Here is a 23,488-nt window from a genome sequence, read left to right as displayed (position 1 = left end):
ATTCGTCATTCCGAGACTTTGCAGGGGCTTTGCCTAGAGAAAAATGAAGGAATCTCCAACGTAATGAGATTGCCACACCCTTTTCCTACGCAACACCTCCCCAAAAAAGAGTTCGCAATGACGAAATGATATATGGCTAATTCGGTACACTTCGACAAGCTCAGTGACCGAAAAACGTCATTCCAAGACATTGCTAGGGCTTGGTGTAGAAAAAATCGAACAAATCCCCAGCATTATGAGATTGTTACACCCTTATCCTCCACAACACCTTCCTAAAACAGGCTTCGCAATAGCGACACAGCAACTTATATCGGATTCGTCAATATTAATAGGCGCGCTGGCCGAGCCAAAACTACGAGGCGGGGTTGGAAGTTGTGGGAGAAAGATTAGTTTTGGCTACACTTTTCACCCCATCACTACATCACCAAATCACTACATCACCCTATCACCCCATCACAAGATCACTACATCTCCAACTCACCACATCTCCACTCTACTTAATCTCATCCCATAGAAATTCATACCGCTCAATATTAGGGAAAGCCTTATTGGCTCCTTTGTAGTTGATCATATTAAAAAAAGTTTTGCCTTCTTTTTCCTGAAAATAAGGGGCCGCATAGTAGCCATCTGTGATGTGCGCACGTTCGCTATTGTCCAAAATGAACCATTTTTCTACGGCTAAAGATTTCGGGTTGATCTTGAACAGTCCCAATTCCATCCTTCTCCCCTCTCCTTCCATGGTTCTCCAATTCCTACCCAATAAATACAGATTTCCATCTCTTGAAAAAAGCCGTGGTCGGCCAATATGCGATTCTATAAATCCATGTGCTGAACTTAAATTGTTCTCCTTGATTACCTTAAATTCAGCGTCTGTAAAATAAATTCTTTGGTTATGCCCATATTCTCTGGTGGTCACCATAAATCCATCTTCCCATGGAATAAATGCACTTTCATTGATTTTATGCCCACCAAATTCTTCGGTTAAGTTGCGAACCAAACTCCATGATTTACCATTATTCTTAGACTGAATCACATCCACAGACCATTCGCCTCCTGGCCTATAACCAAAGCCCATCACCAACATATAAGTAATTTTGTCCTTAACAATAAAGTCAAATGCATAGCCATATTCCCGTCCATTTACCATTGGTGCCAGTTCGGTTTTTGAAGCCTCAAAACCATCCTTTGTCTTCCTTACACTTACCTGTCTCAGCCCTGTACGATAATTGTCATTGTCATGCCCGGAATGTTGAGAATCGATATAGAGCTTTATAGATCCATCTGGAAACTTAACCCATTCCCCCATTTGATGTATTAGCCCGGGGTCACTCGCTAGGTTTTTTCGTTCTATGATGACATTATTTTTGGTGTCGAAATGCATCATATCCAAACGAGCTTCCTTCCCTCCACCATGTTGTGTTCCTCTTTTAAAGGACACCAATACTTCGTCCGGATTCAATCTTAAAATAGCTGGGAAAGCCAAATAATTGTCTTCTTCAAATTCATTTGAAGAAACCAAAATTTGCGTTGTCTTGTATTTTGGGATTATAGCGTCTTGTCCATTTGCCATAAAAATGGCTATAAAAAAACAGCTAGGCTATTGGTTAAAGTTTTAAGATTTATCATTATTTCTTATAAGGTTTGGTCAAAACGCAACAAGTAGGCTGGTTTTGAGGTTATTGTTTTTTCTTATTGTATTTTATTCAATCTTAATGTTATCGACATGAATGGTTCCTGTCGCCAATGCACGTATAATGAGTTTTGTTTTCAATTGATAAGGGAATTCGGCAATAGGGATTTCTTGGAACCTAAATCATGTTTCTTGGCGTATGACTGGACTTTGGACAAAAAAACATTTGATCAATATTTTTTTCCTTAGCCAACTGCACAAATTGCTTTATATCAGCAGGCCCCATGACATAAATATTATAATCCCAGGTTAAAACAATAGGTAATGGGTCCTCCTTTTCAGGATAGTTCACGCCAGTAAAATCTCCTTGCCCCAAGGCTTTTACCAAAGGAGAAACGAATAGCATTATTGATATCCCTATCAAGATTGTTTTTACCAAGCCAAAACAATTTCTAAACTTCATTTTTTAAATTATTTGAATATGGATTGAAAATGATGTTTTCCGGCATGATAAATATTTAACCGCAAAATTTAATATAGCCGCTCAATTAGCTAATAATATCCTTTCATTCTGTCAAGAAAGCCTTAATCAAAGGGTTTTTGTACACTTTCCAATTTGAAGTACTGTGGCCACCCTTGACCAGCTTTAGCTTTACGGAACCACCTAGTTCATTGACCTCTCTATTTAATTTCAATGAATGGTTCTTGAAAGGTACTGCCTGATCTTTTCTACCATGAAAAATCAACATGGGCACATTTATTAATTTTTCAGGTGAATTTGCGGGATTGATATTTTCAAAATCTTCTTTTGATTGCCAAATAAAATTTGAAGACTTTCTTTGCGAATAAGCCTGCTCTAAATCATAGACAGGGAAAGTGCCAATGACCCGGTCAATTTTCTCCGGGTATTCAGCTATCATTCTAAACATTTGAAGCCCTCCGGCTGAAGTGCCCCATAAAACCCATTTTTCTTTAACCCTATAATTTGAGCTTATGTACCGGTATACCTCCATCAAATTTTCCAGCCCTTGGTCTGTTCCCCAGGTATCATTTCCATTAGAGATGACAACAAATAAGTAGCCATTATCGATGGCCATATTCCTTTGGTGCACATAAAAAGGCACGCTTTGTTCATTTCCAGGAGCATAACTCATCGCATTCCTACCGTTTCCATGTATTGCCATTAAAACCGGAAATGGGGCTTCATTCACTTTTTCATTCCTCTCAGGCAAGGAGATGTAAACCTTTCGATTAGAAATCTCAATTACAGTATCTTTCGGAAATGTAATTGCATAGGAACTGGTATAATTTATAAAAATTAGAAAGCAGGTCACCCAGGACAATGGACGAGACAATTGAAGCAAGTTTCTGATTACAAACATTAATCTTTTTGATTTAGGCTAATATCCCCCCCTTTTCTATCGATTATTAGAAATGGTTGTATTTAAATATCCATGAATCCCCATTAATGGACGAATTTTAACAGTTGCATCCATGGCTAAGAGAAATTTCATCAGGTTTTAAAATACTTATTAGGCTGATTCCAATTAATTTTAGCTACCCACACACTGCCATCGCTTCCATAATTTTTTACTTCTAGATTTGAAGTAGGGGTTTTTACCTTTCCTGAAAACTGCATCCACTCCGCCACTGTCACCCAGGTTTCGTTAGGACTTACATTTGTCACCCCAAAATTTCCTAATCTGGCTCCTCTTTCTTCAACAATAATCCGCTCTGTATCCCAAATAACACATAGCTTGTCCGGGTCTACCTGAGCCATAAATAAGGGCGCACGGTGGCGAAAAACATGGTCATTATCTGCCCCCTTTCTGGTATAAACAAGAAACAAGCCTTCACTATGAGTTACCCAATGTTGTTGAGTATTGTAGTTTCCCAAGTCTGATCCATCGTCAAACTTCCAGGAAACAATCGGTTCAAAATTCAAACCATCCTGACTTTTGCTTACATACCCATTGTGGTCGTTTCGCATGGTTAGGTAATATTTGCCTTTGAATTTTGTCAAAGAGGGCTCCTGTAAACCTCGGGAATTGTCTTCAATACTAATTTCCTGACCATGCATTTGGTAAATGAGGTTTTCTCCATTAAAACTACACCGCAAAACAGCTACACGATCAGATCGCTTCCTCCCATTCGGATGGGGATTAAAATAGATAGGCAATAAAATGGTCCCATCGCTTTCATCATACCTTTGTACTGAACCTGCTCCCGCAAAATAAAACTGCTCCCCACCAGGCATTTGGAGTTTCTTCCAATTGCCCCATTTGTCATTTTTCTCATCGTATACAGCATAGGAGGTATGTCTTGGACGGGGAACCATTACCTTCCATTCAGGAGTATACACCACCGTATGGCCTATGCCTAATAGTTTTCTAGAGGAAGAATGAAAAGCTGGCCAAAAATCACTCGCTGCTACGGGATGTTCTTTCCCTTCAATTGTTTCAAAACGAGGGTTTAACGGAGGTAATGCTATAGGTTCAGAATAGGACTTCCCTAAATCATCCGTATGAAAACCATACATACCCTTGAACACATCACTTCCTGATATATCGTGGGTATTCATCGTAAACAAAACCTTTGGTTTACCCTTTTTCCCTCTCTTAGGTATTATTCCTGCGCGAGGATGAACCCAGCACTTTTTTACCATCATATAATTTGGTCGGTATATCATGTTTAAGCTGGTATTTCAATTTTCTTCCTTTTCTGTAAGTTTGAAAATTTAGTCCTCCTAGTCCAGGAATCACCATTAGCGAAATACCCTTAGAGACAGAAGATTTTAAGAATTGCCTACGCTTTATCATGACATTCAATTAATTCGAGATTTTTTATGAAAAATTGATTCCCAAAGGTTTAAATTCATCTTTAATTTCAGTCAGTCGCTTACGGAATAAACTCAAATCACTCGAATAGGTAATAAACATTGCTCCCATGTCCAACAATTTCTTGGCATGTTCAGATGAAAAGGCGGGTGTACCCCATAATTTACCGGCACTCTTGGCTGAGTCAGCAACTTTTCCCACCGCATCCCAATATCTTGAATCATTGAACTTCCCGGGGAATCCACCCTGAAGACTAAAGTCTCCCGGGCCAAAGAAAAGCAAGTCGACCCCTTCTACTTCAGCGATTTCCTGCGCAGCACCAAGCCCTTCCTGGTCCTCAATTTGAATTACCAAAAAGGTTCCTTTATTGGATGTTACCAGGTATTCAGACAATGGAGTCAAACCATAATGGGCATCCGGACCTGCGGCATCTAATCCTCTCTCACCCATCGGAGGAAACTTAATGCTTTTCACTGCTAGTTTTGCCTCCTTTACCGTACGGCACCTCGGATACATTATCCCATTGGCTCCTGCTTCCATCAACCTGGCCATTTGATTGTACTCACCATTTCCTGGTCTTATCATAAGGTCGGAAGAACCAACTCGTGCCGCCCTCATCAAACCATTAACCGTTTCTATAGAATGAGAGTGATGCTCCATGTCAACCCAGATGACATCCATCCCCATTAAACTTGTAAGTTCGAAAACGGAAGGATCAGTTAAATGAAGCGTTATCCCCAAAACCGGTTGACCCGCTTCCCACTTCGCTAAACATTTGCTACTTTTCATATCTTTTATTCTTTTTTATTAATCAAACTTATGGTACATGCGACAAGCGCTCCCGCAAAAAAGGAGAAAGGTAAAACCCACAGCACCGTAATTCCCATCACGCCATAAAATGAAATTCCTACAGCAACAATAATGGCCACTATACCCCCCAAAAATGTCCCTTTTTCAGTGGCAAAAGGAACAAACAAAGCCATAAAAACAATACAAATAAAGGGGCAACAAAAAGGTGGGTCACCTTAATTACAATATCAAACAAGTTCCCTTGTACACTCCCTACAAAAAAGCTCAATCCGATTACAATTAATCCAGTTAAGTAGGAAAGAATTTTAATCTGTTGCAATGAGCTTTTGAAGGAAACTTCTTTTTCCTTTTAAAAAATCGATTGAAAATATCTTCAGATATCACGGTTGAGACGGAGTTTAAGCCCGAGGAAAGACTTGACATGGCCGCTGCAAGCAAACCTGCAATCACCAAACCTGATATACCTACTGGTAATCCCAACAATATAAACCTTGGAAACAAGGTGTCTGACTGTTCACTAAAGGATTGACCATCGGCTAAAAAATGTTGGTTCTTAGAGAAAAAAGCAAACATTGCAAGTCCCAAAAGACCTAGTAAACATTTAGCCAATAAATTGGTATATAATGAAACTTTTAAAGATTTTCTGGCTGCCTTAATGTCTCTGGTGGACAAATACCTTTGAATGGCCATTTGGTCGGAACCTGTGGTACAAATATACCAGGCAAATAACATAACAACTGCATTCCCTATGGTGGTCCTTTCTTGGGTATCAAAACCAAATTGAATAGGCTTCCAGTAGGCCGGCCATTCCGTAGGGAACCATGAGCTTACTGATCCAAAATGCATGCTTACAATCAAAATACTCAGAAATGCACCTCCCAGAAACACTACTGTTTGAACCACATCGGTTACCACAACTGCTTTTAGGCCGCCCATTGAAGTATAGACAATGGTTATAAGCATTAATAAAATACTGACCAAAGGGACATAGCTTGGGTCTATAGGAACTACCGTAAGAAAAGTTACATCAATGGTGACATAAATAATAGTAGCCATCCAAAGAAACCTTAAGGAAAGGAACATAAAGATGGCCAACATCCTAATGCTTAAACCCAGTTTCAATTCCAATATTTCATAGGCACTCGTCACTTTCATTGCCATTATTCTAGGGATCAACCACCAGCCGGCAACAAAATAAACGATTGGAAAGCCTAACATTCCAGCGAAAATAACCGGCCCATATTTGATCATTTCCCCCGGATAGGACAAATAACTCACTGTACTAAGTAAAGTAGCGAAGAGCGAAATGCCGATAGACACGGAATTCATCTTCCTACCTCCCAATAAATAGTCTTCCTTGGTCTTATTGACTTTTGAGTAGAAATACCCAATACCCAACATCAGGGCCCCATACAAGGAAATTACAAGCCAATCAATCCAGGAAAGTTTAGCCTCCACCCTTCGTTCAATCCGCAGCAAGGCATAGGCAGCCGTAACTTTAAGATCAATGAGTTGATTATAGGATGGGTTATCCTTATCAGGATTTAAATTGGCCATTCTCTCCAATAAATCCAGATCAAGATTATTCCCTTTCTCGCCCAGGGTATAGGCATATTCTCTTTGATAAATTAGATTGTCCTCTCCCACTTTTGACATTCGATTCTTTATCTTTTCCATTCTAGGAACTGATAAAGAATCCTTTGGGGTTGTAATCCAACTTAGAGAAGTCAAATAAACTTGAAAATCAGAAATTTCAGTTTGGCTTAATGCCAAATCTGTTATTTGATCCCAATCTGAGGCACTGATCACTTTTACCTTTCTTAATGCATAAGCAGCCAACTTTCTAGCCCTATCAGAATATTCCTCCCCTTTTAAAATTTCCATCAAATCCGCTATGCTTTGCTTTTTTCTGGACTCGGATGAATAGGCATAGGCCCATGTGTTAAATACATGTAAAATTTCATCATTCGTCTGTACCTCAATATTGGGAGATTTTTCAAGCTTCGCCAGTGCTTCGGCAGCATGAATTCTATCTTGTGAAAGGCTGTCTTGATAGACTGCCCTAATTTTATCTATCCAAACCTTTTTAAAATCATCATTCCCACCAGATTGAGCCAACACCCTCCATATTCCAATTCTATAATAGGGTTCATTGCCAAATTTTAATTCTTCTTTTTTGAAAACACTATCCACTCCTATCTGATAGTCAAGCGCTAACAGGTACTCTGCCGCATGAATTTTTTCCCACTTCAAATCACTATATAATACAGATTGGAGTTGTTCGATGGCGTGTTCTCTTAATTTAGTAGAAACCTCCCCTTTGGAATTTGTCTGGTCACTACAAGAAATAAGAGGTGAAACCAAAAAATAAATCCGTAAAGTAAGTTTCTCATATTTTTTATTTTATGCGGCAATTGTAGTTGGGATTAACCTGTAATAGACTAGGTTTTGAAATTACTAAACACAAATTTTCAATGCCATCTGGAGATTAAAATTTAGCCCTGCTAATTTGAAACCTCCAAATGGCCTGATGAATTATCCTTTAAACCCCTCACAACAAAAACTGGGACAGGTATCAAGTATGCTTCTGCTTTATTGAAAACCAGGATTTTGAGTAATAATTGGGTTGGTTTGAATTACTCTTGAAGGAATTGGATAAAGGTATTTCTCCTTGGTTACATTCCCATCAAGTCCATATTCCATCAAAAAATTCTTCATTACTGTTAAACCCTGATCAGTTCTAACCAAATCGTGCCATCTCTGGTGTTCAAAAGCAAATTCAAATCTTCTCTCATTCAATACCCAGTTTCTAAAAGACCCTTGATCGGGCACATCATTGGCTGCTTTAGGATCCAAACCGGCTCTTTCTCGTACTTGATTTAAAATTTCAAAAGCTTTCCCATTTGGAGTATAAGCAATCTCATTTAGTACTTCTGCATACATCATCAGTACATCTGTATACCGAATGACAGGCCAATTAATATCCCAGTTATTCTGTGGACCGGAATTCCCTGAAACAAACTTTTTAGAAAAGGGAGTATAAAACATTACCCCATCGTTTTGAAGCCACTGCATTTGAACGGTGTGGGCAAGTCTTACATCACCCTCTTCAAAACTATTAATGAAATCCTGAGAGACAATTGGGCTTAGTGGAGATCCTCCTGAGGAAACGCCTAAAACAGGGTCATTTCGGTCAATATTATTAGCCGCCTGAATTCTAGGAATAGGATTACCTTCTCCTTGAGCGTCTGAATTAAATTGAACCCAAAAACGTACTGTTTTCCATTGTCATTGGCGATATTAAACACATCTGAATATTGAGGGAAAAATTCAAATTGCCCTGAATTAATGACTTCCTCAAGTAGAACCTTTGCTTTCTCCCATTCCCCCGAGTTCAAAGGATACCCACTCTTGGTTAAATACACTTTGCCCAAAAGGGCCTTAGCGGCCAAAGAGGTTATCCTTCCTACATCCTGTGATGAGTAAGTCTGAGGTAAAGTGGCTGCTGCCTCCTCTAGGTCAGCAATTATGGCTGCGTAAACCTCATCTATGGAATTCCTCTCGTATTGAAGTGATTCTGTAATGGAAAGTGGTTTTGTAACTATCGGAACTCCTCCAAAATACCTTACAAGGTCAAAATAAAACAGTGCCCTTATCACTTTGGTTTCTGCTTTCATTTGCTCTTTTAACTGATCATCTTCAAAACTCACCCCTTCAATCTTTTCAAGGAAAATATTACAGCGGTATATAGATTCGAATAAATCCGACCAGGCAGGGTAAAGCTGTGTGTTCTCAGGCGATTCGTTAAAATGGATAATTGAGTGAAAATTATACAAGAGTGATTGCTGAAAGGTATTGTCGGAGCGTTGCTCTTTCATCAACATGGCATAGACACTTGTTTGCGTGGATTGAAGTCCATCATAAACGCCCATCAAAGCTTGATTTAATTCCTGCTCACTATTATAAAACCCTTCTACACTTCTATTAGAAATAGGGGCCAAATTGAGAAAATCTTCTGAACATGAAAATAGAAATGCCAGGGAAATGAATGCATATTTATATATAAATTTCATTTTTCTTAAATTTTAAAATGTAATGTTTAAACCCAAAACAAGCGATTTGGCCAATGGATAAGTATTTGTAGCATCAATACCAGGAACCAACAGGCTGTTGTCCCTTACCCCGGTTTGCGGGTTACCAAAATAGTTGTCTTTGGTGAATACATTTTCAGCACTCAAATAAACTCTTAACCCTGAGATTGCACCTCTAAAATTCCCTAAGAAAACATCCGGAGCATTATAGCCTAGAGATACATTTCTAATTCTCCAGAAACTGCCATCAAACAGCCAAAACGTTGAGGGCGTAGTCAAGTTTGAAGTAACCGCAGCCCTTGGGGTTATACCATCTCCTGGGTTTTCTGCTGAAACATACCTGTCTCTCCAATATCCTAGTACATTCCCTACATGGGAACGTCCTGCACCACCCTGACTTTCATTGAGCAAATTGTTTCCTGATTCTCCATAAGCCATTACACTTAAATCGAAATTTTTATATTGGATGGTTTGAGTCAAACCCCAGGTAAAATCAGGTTGGTTTTTCCCAACAATTTGTTTGTCATCATCAGTAATTATACCATCCTCGTTGGTATCTACATATTTTAAGTCACCCACATTTTGGGTTTTCGACTTAGGACTAGAATTCAATTCTTCTTCAGTCATGAAAACTCCAGCTACAGGAATAAGGAAATAACTTCCAATTGGAGATCCTATTTGAGTGATCGTAACAGAGGTACCTCTGGCAAATCCGGGAATTGGCGCTCCTTCTGGACCTAATTCCAAGACCTTATTTCTATTGAAGGATAAATTCCCATCTATTCTCCATGAAAAATCACTGGTATTGATAACCCTGGCACCCAGTTCAAACTCTAACCCTTTGTTTTCTACCTTACCTATATTTTGCAAGGTGCTACTAAATCCTGAAATAACTGGAATAGGAACATTCAAGAGTAAGTCACGGGTTATGCTTCTATAGACATCCACACCTAATGTGAATCTGTTTTCCAGAAAGCCAATATCAACACCTAAATTTAAAGTGTTGTTTTTTTCCCAGCTTAACTCCGGATTACTAAAAGATGAAGGGCTCAAACCTCCTACAAGGCTACCCGTTCCATCTCCCAACACATAATTTGTTTGCGAAAGAGATCCTATGTATCCATAGTTAGGAATATTGTAATTTCCAGTTGCGCCATAACTGGCCCTTAATTTCAAATTATTCAGTACGTTGACACTTTTCATGAAATTTTCTTCCGATACTCTCCACCCCATTGAAACAGATGGAAACCAACCCCATTTGTTATTGCCTCCAAATCTGGAAGATCCATCTCTTCGGATACTTGCTGTAACTAAATAGCGGTCATTTAAACTGTAGGTAGCACGTGAAAAATAGGACAAAAGGCTGTGTTCACTAGCTGTAGATTGGGCGGCTATAAGTTCTGTACCCGCATTTAGCGTTTTAACCAAGTCATCCGGAAATCCCCTTACTTCACTAAAAGTATTTTCATTACGGAATTTCTGAGCAGAAAACCCAGCTATTGCGGTAAAATCATGGTTTTCATTTCCGATAGAATAACTCAATAATGTTTCGTTCAATAAATTGGTATTCAATGAAGTAGCAGCTTGAGCGTAGCTTCCATTGTCTCTATTAACATTATTGGTCTTATAAAAGCTATTGTTTCCTGTTGAGTAATCGGCAGATGTAGCGTTTCTTAAACTTAGGTTTTTTATGATTTCCAACTCTGCATAAAAGCTTCCGATCGTTCTGAATCTTTTGGTTTCATCATCCGTTTCCTCCAACCAAGCCAATGGATTGACCAGAATATCTGTTCTTGTATATGGCTCTCCACCAGTGTTAACTGTACCCAAATGAGGTTCAACTATAGGTGCTAAAAATTTGGCTCTGGAAATCGGTCCACCCACATCTTCTGCATCAGCTTCATTTTGGATGGAAAAACTTGGACTTATGTTTAAACCAACTTTCACCCTCTCATGAATTTTGGTTTCTACATTTACTTTAAATGAATACCTGTTATAATCTGTATGCTTTATAACTCCCTCTTGCTGAAAGACGTCTGCATAGACATTATAGGTTGTGTTATCTGTACCTCCCGAAATTGACAATTGGGAATTATGAATTGGTGCAGTTCTTGAAATTAAAGCTTGCCAATCTGTATCCGGGAAACTTCCAGGGTTTGAAATCCATTCCGGATTTATTCTGCTTCCTCCTGGTCTGTCATCATAGGGAACGTTAGGATCCCCACCATTCAATAAATAAGTATTGTTCCTTTCCTCTACAGCAAAATCTATCCACTCATCCCTGTTTAATACATCATAAGTTTTTGCAACCTGTTGGAAACCATACCTTGTTTTGATAGAAACAACAGGAGCTCCAGAAGTCCCTTTCTTTGTAGTTATGATTACTACCCCATTGGCTCCTCTTGACCCATAAATAGCAGAAGCAGCTGCATCTTTCAAAACTTCTATACTTTCAATATTGCCAACAGCAATATTATCCAAATCACCAGAAATAGGCACACCATCCACGACATACAATGGTTCTGACCCTGCAGTAATCGAGCCTGTACCTCTCACTTTAATGCTTAAAGGCCTACCCGGTTGACCTGAAACTTCCTGAACCCTAACTCCGGCCAATGCACCTATTAATGCCTGGTCAACTCGGGTAATGGTTCCTGTTCTGTCCTCAAGTTTTTCTCCGGAAAGTTTGGCTACAGCCGTAGTCAAATCCCTGCTTTTCTGGGTACCATAACCCACGACCACCACTTCATCCAAAGAGGATTGATCTTCTGACAAGGTGATAAATAAGCTGCTTTGATTTCCTACAGTTACTCTTTGTGACTCGTAACCGATAAATGAAACCAGAAGTACCGCACCTTCGTCTACATCCAGGCTGAAATTTCCATCTATATCCGTCGCTGTCCCTGAACTTGTCCCAACAACCAATACTGTGGCTCCTGGTATCCCTTCACCATTTTCATCCTTCACCGTACCAGAGATAGGTTTCATTTCCATTATGGAAATACTTTTTACCTCAGATTCAGTACGCTTGATTACATCAATTGTATTGTTTATCTGACGGAAACTTAGTTTTAACTGTTTGCCAGCGACAATAAGGCTCTCTTCTACAGTTCCTTTCTGTTGATCGAAACGTATAATCTGGGACTTGTCAAGCCTTTGATTATCAAATGCAAACTTAAAAGGAGTTTTTCTTTCTACTTCTTTAAAGAACTGCCCTATACTTAATGAAGGGGCAGATAGCCGAATGGTAACTTCTTCAATGCTTTTATACTGGCCTTTTGCTTGTATAACACTGGTGAAGTTCACCACCAACATTTGGAAAACTAAGCCGTACAAGAAGCCTTTGGACAACATCATAATTGTCTGAAGTAATTTTTTTTTCATATTTTTGAATGTTTATTGGAATTAATTTCAATATGCACGGTCTATTGATGGATCCATTCCCCAATGTTCTTCATCATTAGACCTCTCACAGCCGGTTGGATTTATCCAACCGGTTTTTTTATGGTGGTCTCTTGTGTATTCTATTTTTAAAATTTGATTGTAACATTTTTTCCTTTTATATCAAATTCAAAATTTTGCACATAGCCCATACTCTTCAACACATTCTCCAGGCTTTGATTACGGTATTCACTTGAAAATTCCCAGGTTACTTTTGTGGGATTTTGCATGTTTATCTTTACCCCATACCAATTTTCCAGTATTTCCACAACCTCATCTAGGCTCGATTTTTCAAACAATAAGATTCCGTCTTTCCATGATGAAATAGTATGCGTATCAAACTTCCGTATGCTTTTTTCACCTGTAATAGGATCTCTATGCAATTCTTCTCCAGGTCTAAGAATAAAATCTTCACTTGTGGAAACATTCTCAACCTTAACCTTACCCGTTACCAATGAAATCTTTATCCCTAAATCACCCTTTTCCTTAATATTGAAGGAAGTACCTAAAGCAGTGGTCACCAATCCCTGAGCGACAACCCTAAAAGGTCTTAAGCTATCCTTCTCCACTTCAATAAATGCTTCTCCTTTTAAAATCACCCTTCTCTCTGTAGCTCCAAATTTATCCGGAAAAGAAAATTCACTGTTGCTGTTCAACCAAACCCTTGAGCCATCCGCCAGGGTTAACTGTAATTTCTCGCCTGAAACGGTCCTCTTGTGATGCATTACCACATTTTCAACAGGGCTTTCTACTATGTCTTTGTTAAAAACTCCAGAGATCCATACCAAGGCAAGTCCAATCAAAAACACAGCTGCTAGATTAATAATCCATCGGTAATTCTTCTTTTCTCTTGGATGGTCCGCAGGTTTTATGGTTAAAAGCTTTTGTCTAATAGCATCTTTCATCCCCGCCGGGGCCTTGTATTCCTGGTAGTTGGTACGCAATAAAATTTCTCGGGCCAGCTTTAGTTCTCTTAAATTTGCAGAATTGGCATCCATCCATTTAGACCAATAATCATTCAAATGATCATTTGGGTGCCTTACCCAGGCAATAAACTCTGGGTCAATTAAAAATTCCTCTTTGGTCTTCATCAAAATTGTACTGGCTTTATATGCAAATACAAAGCACCTCCAAAAGAACACCTAAAAATTTTACGTTTTTTTGAAATATCTAATTAATAGAAAGAAACGGCTAACAAATTAAACTTCACTATTGCCCTATTTAAGCTTTTCTCGTAAAAAGCCCAAAGCCTTGTACATTAGATTCCGAGTAGTTTTGACACTGTCCAATCCCATAATTTCCTGGACCTGCGCGTAACTAAATCCTTCGTAAAAAAAATAATATATGATTTCTTTTTTTCTGGGACTAAGCTTGGCAATAGCACTATTCAACTCCTCAATCTTCTCCATACCCATTTGTTGATCAATCAACTGTTGTTCATGGGAAATCGTGAAATCAAAATCCTGACCTATGTCAAGGCTTTCCCTTCTGTGTTCCCATTTGGAAAACTGACGCTGAAGTTTTCGGTTAAGGCATTTAAGTAAATAAAACTTAATATTGTCAGTAGGGCCTATTTTATGACGTAGACGCCTGAGATCAAAGAAGACCTCCTGAATACCATCCTTGGTTTGGGATTCATCCTTAGATAAACGCATGCCATAAGCAAATAGGCTATCAAAAAATTGCTCATATATCTGAATAAAGGCAGCATCACCACCTTTTCTGAATTCATCCCATAACATCCCATTCGCAACAATTATTGTAGCGTCTGTATTTTTGATTTCAGAAATATCACTTGAAAAGGGATCAAGTTTATAATTAGGCATTTTTGGATTTATTATGACCAATCCTCAAAAAAGGGATTATTACAACTCAGGCTTCCTAATTATAGTTATTAAATATGGATTGGCATAATTTTCTTTTGCAATAATTACCAATTACCCTCAATCATAGATTGATATTCTAAATAGTCATCTCCAATCTTTTACCGTCCAACATCAAATTGTATATTCCACTAGGCAAATCTACCGAATATATAAATACTCCTTTGTCATCAACTATTTTTTCAAAACTTTTTCTTTTAGGTTAAAAAAACAGGAAGCTTTCTCTCCTTCTCCAGGCAACCTTATTTCAGCCATGGTATTGGCAGGTATGGTGATTGTCCATTCTACTCCTTCCTCGCTTCGTTTCCAATGACTTTTATCGTTCCATAAGGAGAGAAAATTCCTGCTTCTACCCATTCAATATCTGAAGGAAAAGAAAGGGCAATAATAAACTTTTTATATCCTAGATTTTCATCAATGGAGCAGATTCCACCAATCCCTTTAAAAAAGCTAAGTGGCATGCTAAAGGGATTCAGTTTGGAGACGGCGGCCATTCGGAGACGTTCGCTTCCAACCTACCCCTAGCTTCCTAAAAATTCTGGTTTTTCTATTTACTCGAAACCACCCGCTGAATCTGAGGTAATATTATATCTCGTTGTTTTTCAATAACTTCTATTTACAAACCAATTATTCAATGCTTCTTGATAATTTTTTATTGTATGACCATCAAATTCGTTTGATTCTTGTTGGAGAAAATTTCCAACCTTTTTTTGAATTGCTTCATGGCTGAAATCATTAATTATTTCTATTTTGTTTTCAGATTTAATCAGGAGATAAATATCTCCATGGCTTGTAATTCTACCAAATCTATAGATTCCGTTTTGATTAAGGTTATTTGGATTAAAAATATCAATAACATAAACGCTTTGAAATATATTCAACATTCGTTCATCAACCTCAGATTTTGTTAATTCCCCTTTTTTTATCAGATAATTTAAAATTTCAGATGAGAATTTCTTGTCTATCCTAAAAGCATCTACCAATTCGTAGTTCAAAGTGTCTTGAGCTTTAAGATGGGAAATCGAAATAATTAATGCTATTAGAAAAAACAATTTTTTCATGGCTCTATCTCTTGTCTGTCTTTTTCTGTAATACAATTATTTCTATGAATCAATTCATGCTACTTTATTAAGGTAATCGAGAACCTTCTTAGTAAGGAGGTATAACGGATTTCAGCTTCGACACCGCGGGTATTCGAAGACCTTCGCTTCCTGATAATTTCATCGAGATTAAATATTCGTGTCTAGCAAATATTTCATCTACTACAATTTCAAGTCCTTTGTTCTGAACGTTCTGCTTCCACTAATATCCTTGTTAATTTCTTCGGCAAGCTTTTCTGATGCAAATCCCCCGAAAGAACTGAAAAAATCTTTTCATTAAAGCTTCTGGCTTTCTTAATAGTTTTCGTAAGCCGTTGGAGCAATTCTAATTTACCTACAGCACTTAAACTTTCAGAAAGCACCGAATAGGTTTTCCACAATATGGCGTTCCGCGTGTGTCATGGCCTATTTTTTAATAAAAAACGAAATCACCTTTTCAAACTGATTTTTCTATAAGTAGGTTTCTCTTAAACTTATGTGTAAGGTATAGTATATGCGTAGTTGCTGAAGATAGGAAGCAATTACGCATATACAATGTACAGGCTGGCAATTTATGATTCAGTTTGACTATATCGCAATTCTACGGCACTTAAAATCGCTGCAAGCATTTGTGAATAATCCATCCCCCCAAAATCACTCATTTTAGCCAAATGACCATCCCAACACCATCCTGGATTGGGATTTACTTCCAAAATTTTAGGTTCTCCATTCGCATTCAATCGCCAATCGAATCGGCAATAATCTCTGCAATTTAGTCTTTCAAAAAGCTTAAGGCTATGGTTTATCAATACTTCTTCGGTGGATGCAGGAATAGAAGCTGGGATGGATTTTAAGGTTTTCATATACGGAGAGTCTGTCAACCATTTGGCTTCATAGCCACAAATTTTAGGCAGTCCTTCCGGCAATTCAGAAAAATCCTCCTCAATTATTGGGAGAACTCTGTAATTTTGCCTATTTCCTATAATTCCAACAGACAATTCGGCCCCAGTCAAAAATTCTTCTACTAATATTGGTTTAGAAGATCCAAATTGTGACCTTATTCTAAGAATAGCATCCGCCAATTCTTCAATTGTATAAGCCACGTTTTTTTGAGTAATTCCGAAGCTGGAATCACCAAAATTAGGTTTTGCAATGACGGGAAATGGAATGTTGAGTTCAAATAAATTTTCCTCTGCAGTTATCATAAATGCATCTGCAACAGGTACGCCTATTTCAGTGGCAATTCCCCTGATGAGAGACTTATCATAACAATAGGCCAATGTTTGAGGATTAGAACCCGAATAGGGTAATTTATTAATCTCCAAAAGTGCTGGCACGTGCAATTCTTTAACCGCATCATTATCAAAGCCTTCATCACAGAGATTAAATACAAAATCCACTTTCCCTTGCAATTTTTGCAAATCAGCAACCAAGGTCTTATGGTTATTGAGATAGCTAAATTTGTAATTGTCCAATTTGCTCAATGCAACTTTAAGTTTGTCAATTGTATCAAAATCATCAGAGTCAAAAATAGCGTCTGGTTTAATTACATCATTGAGTGTAGGATCACCCATAATGACGACAACATTTTTAACTGCCTTTTTAATCTTTTTTGGTGTCCATTCTTTTATCGCTTTAGCGGTCAGGATAAACCTGTTTTCCATCATTCCCAGATCCTGATTACGCAAAGAATCTGAACTAATGTTTCCATGAAAATCAACTTCTTTAAAGTTTACATTTTTAAGTAGTCCAATTAAATCTTCTTTGGTATATAATCTTTCTGCATAAAATTGGTCAACTATTACACCTTTTTCTGTGTGGGTTATCACCTCTCTGGAAATTAACCTCTGATTATCCGCAGCCATTGATCTTTCCCTACATACAAAATGTTTTTTATCTATCCATTCCCAGCTCCTTGGGGTGAAATTTTTTCTTAAAAATTCTCCATCGGGAATTTCCATCAAAAGCATTCCACCCGGTTTTAATACTCTGAATATCTCATTTAGAATTTTTGTATCATCATCAAGTGTCTCAAAATATCCAAAACTATTACCAAGATTGGTTACATAATCAAACGTATCTGTAGGATATGGCAATTTTCTTGCATCTCCTTCTTTAAAATTAATAGATAACCCTTTTTTCTTGGATATGTTTTTGGCTCTTTGGATTAAATACCGAGAACGGTCCAATCCATGGAGATTATAATTCTTTCGGCTTTGTAGTTCTATTAAATGTCTTCCTTGTCCACATGCCAAGTCCAAAAGAGTTTCTCCTTCTTTTATGTTAATTATTTTCTGGAATAGGTCAACTTCTTTTTTAGTAATTTTATCATCTTCCACCACATCTGCATCCGTTTTTAGATACATAGCATTGAAAATTCGTTTCCACCAATCGGGTTGTAAATGTTGCTCAAGGTTTGATACAGGTCCAGCCTTCTTATTTGGAACCATTTTTTTGTCAACCTTTTCATTAGAGCCTTGCCCTTTCGGGCTTTTTTCTTTCATCGTTCTGTTAAATTTGTTAATAATTAAATTTTTGCTTTAGTTGTTTTTGTGCTTGCCGATAACAGTTTTGGGTTTGGCTAAATGACGGATTTTCAGCATAAAAGTTCAATAGAATTTTTTCAGTTGACCCTCGCACAAATATTCCATCAAAACACTTCAGCAGCCATATTGTCAAACCGTTATTTACAGCTTTTCTTTCGATCATTAGGCGTCACTATTCTGTTAGCAATTGTCAAGCCGTTTTTAATTGTACCTCCCATTCCCATATGCTCAGTTTCAAGTTTATAAGGTCTGTTTGAAATTGCTTGTCGGCCTGCATTGGCCTAAAAATTTCCAGAATATAGGCTTGGTATTCCTCTCTTGGCGGTAAATGGTAAAAACAGCCCAAAACTCGGGTATAAACCACCAGAAAAGTGACCATAATCACTTATAAAAATCGAAAAAAACAACCTATAACGACCTACTTTTTTAATCCCCAAGCGCTAAAAAACAAAAGAGGAAAAACCATTCCTAATAGTAGGCCAAATTTCCGATAAGATGATCTGGTCCCTGAGCCTGTGGTCCCTGAGCCTGCCGAAGGGCCGAAGGGTTAAAGCCGTTAAATATAATTGGTTATTGTACACAGGCATTCTTTAATAATTCATTCTTAATATTTTCAATTACAACTTTTCTTTAAAATCGAATTGCAAAAATGGCTCGTGAGACCCTTTGAGAACCACAGAAAAACTCCTAATAATATAATACAGGCGTTTTTTTTCAAAATTTAACCTAAACACCTTCAAAATTTAACCTAAACACTTTCAGAAATGACTCAAAACCCGATATATTTAATCTGACTTTTAATTAGGACAGCATTTTGTTCAAATTTGTTTATGTTACTTTAAATTTGTTAATTAATAACCATTTTAAAATAAACTATTAATAATTAAATACTAATGCCCGATTAATGCATCTGCTCAATAAATATATGGGCAACACCAGTTTGCCATTAGAAAAAGATGAGCTTTTTGAAATGCTCAGTGATCCTTATTATAAAGATACTCTGAAGCAAAAAATGCAAGAGTCGTGGCATCTCCCTAGGGCTGATGTAGATTCTAGCTTGCTCTCCAGTAGTGATTGGTATCGAAAAACCAATGAAAGAAAGGTTGCTCATCTAAATGTTTCAAAATCAACTACGACAAATAGGAAGTGGTTTTGGGCTGTGGGATCCTTTATTTTCTACGCTTGCTTGACATCCTTATTTTTTCTTTCAAGAGAAACTGAACAGCTCAACCAAAAAGACTTAACATCCTTTTCATCTGCTATTGTTGAAAGAAAATACATGGTTCTTCCGGACAGTAATGAAACCTGGTTGAACTCCGCTTCGACGATAAGATTTCTCGGGGATTTTTTGACACGATCAGTACCCCTTACTAGAGAAGCTTTTTTTGAATTGAGACGTAACACCCTGAGATTGGGGGAAGACTTAGATCAGGTCCTTGAAGCGTCGACAAAACTCAATGGTATTTTCTCAAGGGAGGAAAATAACAACATCTATTTTATTTGAACTAAATATCTGTAAAAAAAGAACATAGCCTATGTGAAATCCAGAAAATAAAAAAGCTGCCCCGGTTGCATCCGAAGCAGCTCTGCCTAATGAAAGGCATCGAATCAGTCAATATCAATTAACTTAACCCAAATCAAAACTATGAAATTTTATTTATCTAGGACCTATCGTGTCCTGTTTGAAAATCATGGACTTTATCCCTTGAATTGTCAAGCATTGGCAATTCCTTTTAAAACGCTTGGAGTCGGCTTTTTAGTATTTCTTTTTATGATTACTACTACTAAGGCCAGCAATCAATTACCGGATCTTGAGGATGTTTCTGTCAGTATAGAACTAAAAGGTGAGCCAATGTTGACTGCCTTCAAAAAGATAGAGGAAAGCACTTCTTACAAGTTCTCTTATGAGTTGGATCAAATCAAGAAGCATCAAAATCTATCGTTAGGTAAGTCTAAGAGAACCCTCAAAACTACGCTGGATTTACTTCTGGAAAATACAGATTTACAATATGTAAGAAATGAAAACAGTATTGTAATTACCCCAAAGGTAAATCAACCGCAAAAAGTACAACAATCTAGCTCCACTGCTCCCGTAAGGCTTATTTCAGTTAGCGGAAAAGTTACTTCTGATACGGATCCTCAGGGTATCCCTGGAGTGAATGTACGAGTTGTCGGCACTCAAACCGGAACTGTCACTGATTTAGATGGTCTTTATGAGCTAAATGTAGCCGATGGAAATGCAGTATTGGACTTTACATTTATAGGATTCGAATCCGTACGTGAAACAGTAGGCACTAGAACAGTCATCAATGTTAACCTGATTGAAAATATCAGCGGGCTCGATGAAGTAGTGGTAATAGGATACGGTACGCAACGAAGAAGTGACGTAACAGGCTCTGTTTCCAGTGTATCAACAAAGGAACTTGTAGATAGACCAGTTGTTAATATTGGACAAGCTCTTCAAAACAAAGTGTCAGGTGTTCAAGTAGTTAAGCAAGGTGCTGGGTATCCAGGCTCCAATCCAATCATTCGTATCAGAGGTACAAACTCCATTAATTCAAACAGTGATCCGCTCTTTGTAGTCGATGGAATTATTGGGGTTAGCAATGCCTTGAGAAACATTAACCCACAGGATATTTTATCAATGGATATTCTGAAAGATGCTTCCGCCACCGCGATCTATGGTACCCGAGGAGCAAATGGGGTAATCATAATCACCACCAAGCGTGGGGAAGTTGGTGAAGTAAAAGTTAATTATAATGGTTCTGCAACATTGGGAACCATGCAGAGAAATAATCATACTGTTACTACAGACCAATTTTTCTACCTATATGAGCAGGCGTTTAACAACACCCCTAAGTATGGTACTCTGGATAAGTCAAAGGATTTCAGAGGCGGTGAGAATGGGGGTACTGGCGCTTCATGGTCTGAAATGCCGCATTTGTTTGAGCAGGTTCCCCAGGGAGGTTATTTTATGGATCTGCTTGGGAATGACGGAAATTATTACAAACCTAGGTATTACTCAAACTGGGAGGACATCGCTTTTGATAATTCCTTTTCGCAAGACCATTATATTGATGTGAGTGGTGGGTCTGAAAATGCAAAGTACTCATTTGCCCTGGGACATACTGATCAGGATGGTCTTCTGATGCAATCTTACTACAAGCGTACAAATGCCCGGTTTACAACGGATATCGAATTGAATAAATGGCTGGGCGTAAGCACAAATATTTTGTATTCAAGGGCGAAAAATACAAGAGGAGATGATCAACTCAGAACCATTTCAGAGACATGGCCAATTTTGCCTACCAAATATCCAGATGATCCTGCATTTGGTATATATGCAGGTAACTATAGTACTGGCAGAGATTTTCCTGTTGGAGAGAATTGGAGCAATATTGTATACACAACAGGTCAGAGAGATGGATACTATCTTAACCAACAGTTGACTGGAGGTATCGTACTTAACGCTCAAATTACTGAGGATTTAAGTTTTAAGGCAAATTTTGCTATAGATAACAGGAGTGAAGACAGTAGATGGTCTAACGGGGACTTCCAGGGAACAAGGAATTCAGATGCCAGAGGAAGCAATCAAAGGTGGTTTTATTGGCAAAATGAAAACTACTTTAATTACAATAAAGTAATTGACGAGCATTCATTTTCTGGTGTACTAGGACTTTCTTGGCAGGAAACTCAAACTGATTGGGTAGAAGCGCAGGCTTCTAATTTTCCATCAAATTTTTACAGTTACAATAATTTAAATGCAGGCGCAAATACACCGCAAGTCTATTCTTCAAATCAAAGAAGTGCACTGAATTCGTACTTTGCACGTGTCAACTATGCTTATGATGGCAAATACATGTTGACAGCAACCGGACGTATGGATGGATCTTCAAAGTTCGGACCTAACAATAAATATACCTTCTTTCCATCTATTGGGTTAGGCTGGACAATTTCCAATGAAGAATTTTTGATAAGTAACAGTGTAGTTTCTAATCTTAAAATTCGGGCCAGTGCCGGGCAGACGGGTAATCAGGAGATTGGAAGTTTTGTAACCCAAAGGTATATCAACACAGCAAATGTGATGTTTGGAAATGGCTTACAATCAGGTTTCTATCCAGGATCTACAGGTAATCCCGACTTAAAATGGGAAACAACTTTTCAGTATGACATTGGAATTGACCTTAGCTTGTTCAAGGACAGGGTCAGTATCGTAGCTGACTATTACCATAAAACGACGAGCGACATGTTGTTTAATCTTCCATTACCAAATTCAAGCGCACCCGGTAGTGCTTTTGTAAACTTAGGAGAAGTACAAAACAGAGGGGTAGAAATCGGATTGGGAACCACCAATATTCAAAGGCCTAATTTCTCATGGGATTCACGTCTGACACTGTCTGCCAATCGAAATGAGATTTTGAAACTTGGTCCCTCAGATGCCGACGTTTTCGTTGATGCCGGTGCAGGTAACGCTACTTCAGTATATAGAGTTGGCGAATCAATAGGTTCTTTCTTCGGACTTAACCGTATGGGTGTATATAGCACACAGGAAGCTGCTTTGGCTGCACGCTATGGTAGGGTGCCTGGTGACTTGAAGTTTGAAGATGTAAATCAGGACGGAAAAATCGAGTTGATTTCTGATGGTAATATTATTGGTAATTCTTATCCTGATGTTTACGGTGGATTGATCAATTCTATCACTTATGGGAAATTTGATGCCAACATAACGATACAATTTGTTGGTGGAGTGGACAAAGCCATTGTGCATGAGTCTGCTGAAGACCGTCAATTTGTATCAGGCATGGTAAACAGAGTGCTTAATGCTTGGCGTCCAGACCATCAGGAGAACACCATGGTAGCTCAGGTAAAAGCGGGAAATGCTGGTGCACGGTACGATTCTTTTACTGATACCCACGAAATCTATAATGCAGCATTTATCAGAGGACAAGCAGCTTCGATAGGCTACACATTTTCTGATTTGGCAGGTATTAGTAGTTTACGGGTTTATTACTCAATGGAAAACTTCTTCCTATTAACTGCAATTGAGTTGGAAGGATATGATCCTGAAGGTAGTTCGCTGGATAAAGGGCGATCTAATATTCAGAATATTGATAAATATCAATATCCTAATCCTACAAACTTCATTTTAGGGGTTAATGTTAATTTCTAAT

Annotated in this window: 16 protein-coding genes and 1 pseudogene; 2 read left to right on the top strand and 15 right to left on the bottom strand. The window is 38.1% G+C overall.

Annotated features, from left to right (window positions below):
• Positions 1-493 precede the first annotated feature (493 nt).
• From ADICYQ_RS03815 to ADICYQ_RS03740, 15 genes and pseudogenes are all read right to left on the bottom strand, one after another.
• Positions 494-1,570, bottom strand: a complete 1,077-nt coding sequence (locus ADICYQ_RS03815) for a sialidase family protein (protein WP_020891728.1) — start codon at positions 1,568-1,570, stop codon at positions 494-496.
• A 238-nt stretch (positions 1,571-1,808) separates the two neighbouring features.
• Entirely contained in the window at positions 1,809-2,093 is a 285-nt protein-coding gene (locus ADICYQ_RS03810; RefSeq protein ID WP_020891727.1) for a hypothetical protein, read from the bottom strand.
• A gap of 103 nt (positions 2,094-2,196) precedes the next feature.
• Entirely contained in the window at positions 2,197-3,012 is an 816-nt protein-coding gene (locus tag ADICYQ_RS03805) for an alpha/beta hydrolase family protein (protein WP_040414371.1), read from the bottom strand.
• Positions 3,013-3,143: 131 nt separating this feature from the next.
• Positions 3,144-4,319: an exo-alpha-sialidase gene (locus ADICYQ_RS03800; RefSeq protein ID WP_152520454.1), complete on the bottom strand. Its 1,176-nt coding sequence runs from the start codon at positions 4,317-4,319 to the stop codon at positions 3,144-3,146.
• A 154-nt stretch (positions 4,320-4,473) separates the two neighbouring features.
• Complete coding sequence (locus tag ADICYQ_RS03795; protein ID WP_020891723.1) at positions 4,474-5,256, bottom strand: HpcH/HpaI aldolase family protein; 783 nt, start codon at positions 5,254-5,256, stop codon at positions 4,474-4,476.
• A 5-nt stretch (positions 5,257-5,261) separates the two neighbouring features.
• Positions 5,262-5,450: a hypothetical protein gene (locus ADICYQ_RS03790; protein WP_020891722.1), complete on the bottom strand. Its 189-nt coding sequence runs from the start codon at positions 5,448-5,450 to the stop codon at positions 5,262-5,264.
• Between the two features lie 115 nt (positions 5,451-5,565).
• Entirely contained in the window at positions 5,566-7,641 is a 2,076-nt protein-coding gene (locus tag ADICYQ_RS03785) for a sodium:solute symporter family transporter (RefSeq protein ID WP_040414370.1), read from the bottom strand.
• A gap of 228 nt (positions 7,642-7,869) precedes the next feature.
• Positions 7,870-8,352 (bottom strand): RagB/SusD family nutrient uptake outer membrane protein, encoded by a 483-nt coding sequence (locus ADICYQ_RS03780; RefSeq protein ID WP_020891720.1) that lies wholly within the window; start codon positions 8,350-8,352, stop codon positions 7,870-7,872.
• Positions 8,353-8,450: 98 nt separating this feature from the next.
• Entirely contained in the window at positions 8,451-9,350 is a 900-nt protein-coding gene (locus ADICYQ_RS03775; protein ID WP_051160111.1) for a RagB/SusD family nutrient uptake outer membrane protein, read from the bottom strand.
• A gap of 12 nt (positions 9,351-9,362) precedes the next feature.
• Positions 9,363-12,752 carry a SusC/RagA family TonB-linked outer membrane protein gene (locus ADICYQ_RS03770; protein WP_051160110.1) on the bottom strand — a complete coding sequence of 1,130 codons (3,390 nt, stop codon included), beginning with the start codon at positions 12,750-12,752 and terminating at the stop codon, positions 9,363-9,365.
• 146 nt (positions 12,753-12,898) lie between these two features.
• Positions 12,899-13,900 carry a FecR family protein gene (locus ADICYQ_RS03765; protein ID WP_020891716.1) on the bottom strand — a complete coding sequence of 334 codons (1,002 nt, stop codon included), beginning with the start codon at positions 13,898-13,900 and terminating at the stop codon, positions 12,899-12,901.
• Positions 13,901-14,026: 126 nt separating this feature from the next.
• Complete coding sequence (locus ADICYQ_RS03760; RefSeq protein ID WP_020891715.1) at positions 14,027-14,635, bottom strand: RNA polymerase sigma factor; 609 nt, start codon at positions 14,633-14,635, stop codon at positions 14,027-14,029.
• 231 nt (positions 14,636-14,866) lie between these two features.
• A pseudogene (locus ADICYQ_RS30055) lies at positions 14,867-15,153 on the bottom strand (alpha-L-rhamnosidase C-terminal domain-containing protein).
• Between the two features lie 141 nt (positions 15,154-15,294).
• Positions 15,295-15,753: a hypothetical protein gene (locus ADICYQ_RS03750; RefSeq protein ID WP_040414368.1), complete on the bottom strand. Its 459-nt coding sequence runs from the start codon at positions 15,751-15,753 to the stop codon at positions 15,295-15,297.
• A gap of 590 nt (positions 15,754-16,343) precedes the next feature.
• Entirely contained in the window at positions 16,344-18,275 is a 1,932-nt protein-coding gene (locus ADICYQ_RS03740) for a methyltransferase domain-containing protein (RefSeq protein ID WP_020891711.1), read from the bottom strand.
• Positions 18,276-19,242: 967 nt separating this feature from the next.
• On the opposite strand from ADICYQ_RS03740, the gene ADICYQ_RS03725 reads away from it, so the two are divergent.
• Positions 19,243-19,821 carry a FecR family protein gene (locus ADICYQ_RS03725; RefSeq protein WP_040414360.1) on the top strand — a complete coding sequence of 193 codons (579 nt, stop codon included), beginning with the start codon at positions 19,243-19,245 and terminating at the stop codon, positions 19,819-19,821.
• 141 nt (positions 19,822-19,962) lie between these two features.
• The gene (locus ADICYQ_RS03720; RefSeq protein WP_051160109.1) at positions 19,963-23,487 is read left to right on the top strand and encodes a SusC/RagA family TonB-linked outer membrane protein; all 3,525 of its coding nucleotides are present in this window, start codon (positions 19,963-19,965) and stop codon (positions 23,485-23,487) included.
• Position 23,488: the final 1 nt, after the last annotated feature.

The organism is Cyclobacterium qasimii M12-11B (assembly GCF_000427295.1).
Classification (GTDB): domain Bacteria; phylum Bacteroidota; class Bacteroidia; order Cytophagales; family Cyclobacteriaceae; genus Cyclobacterium; species Cyclobacterium qasimii.
This window is presented reverse-complemented; position numbering and strand designations above follow the sequence as displayed.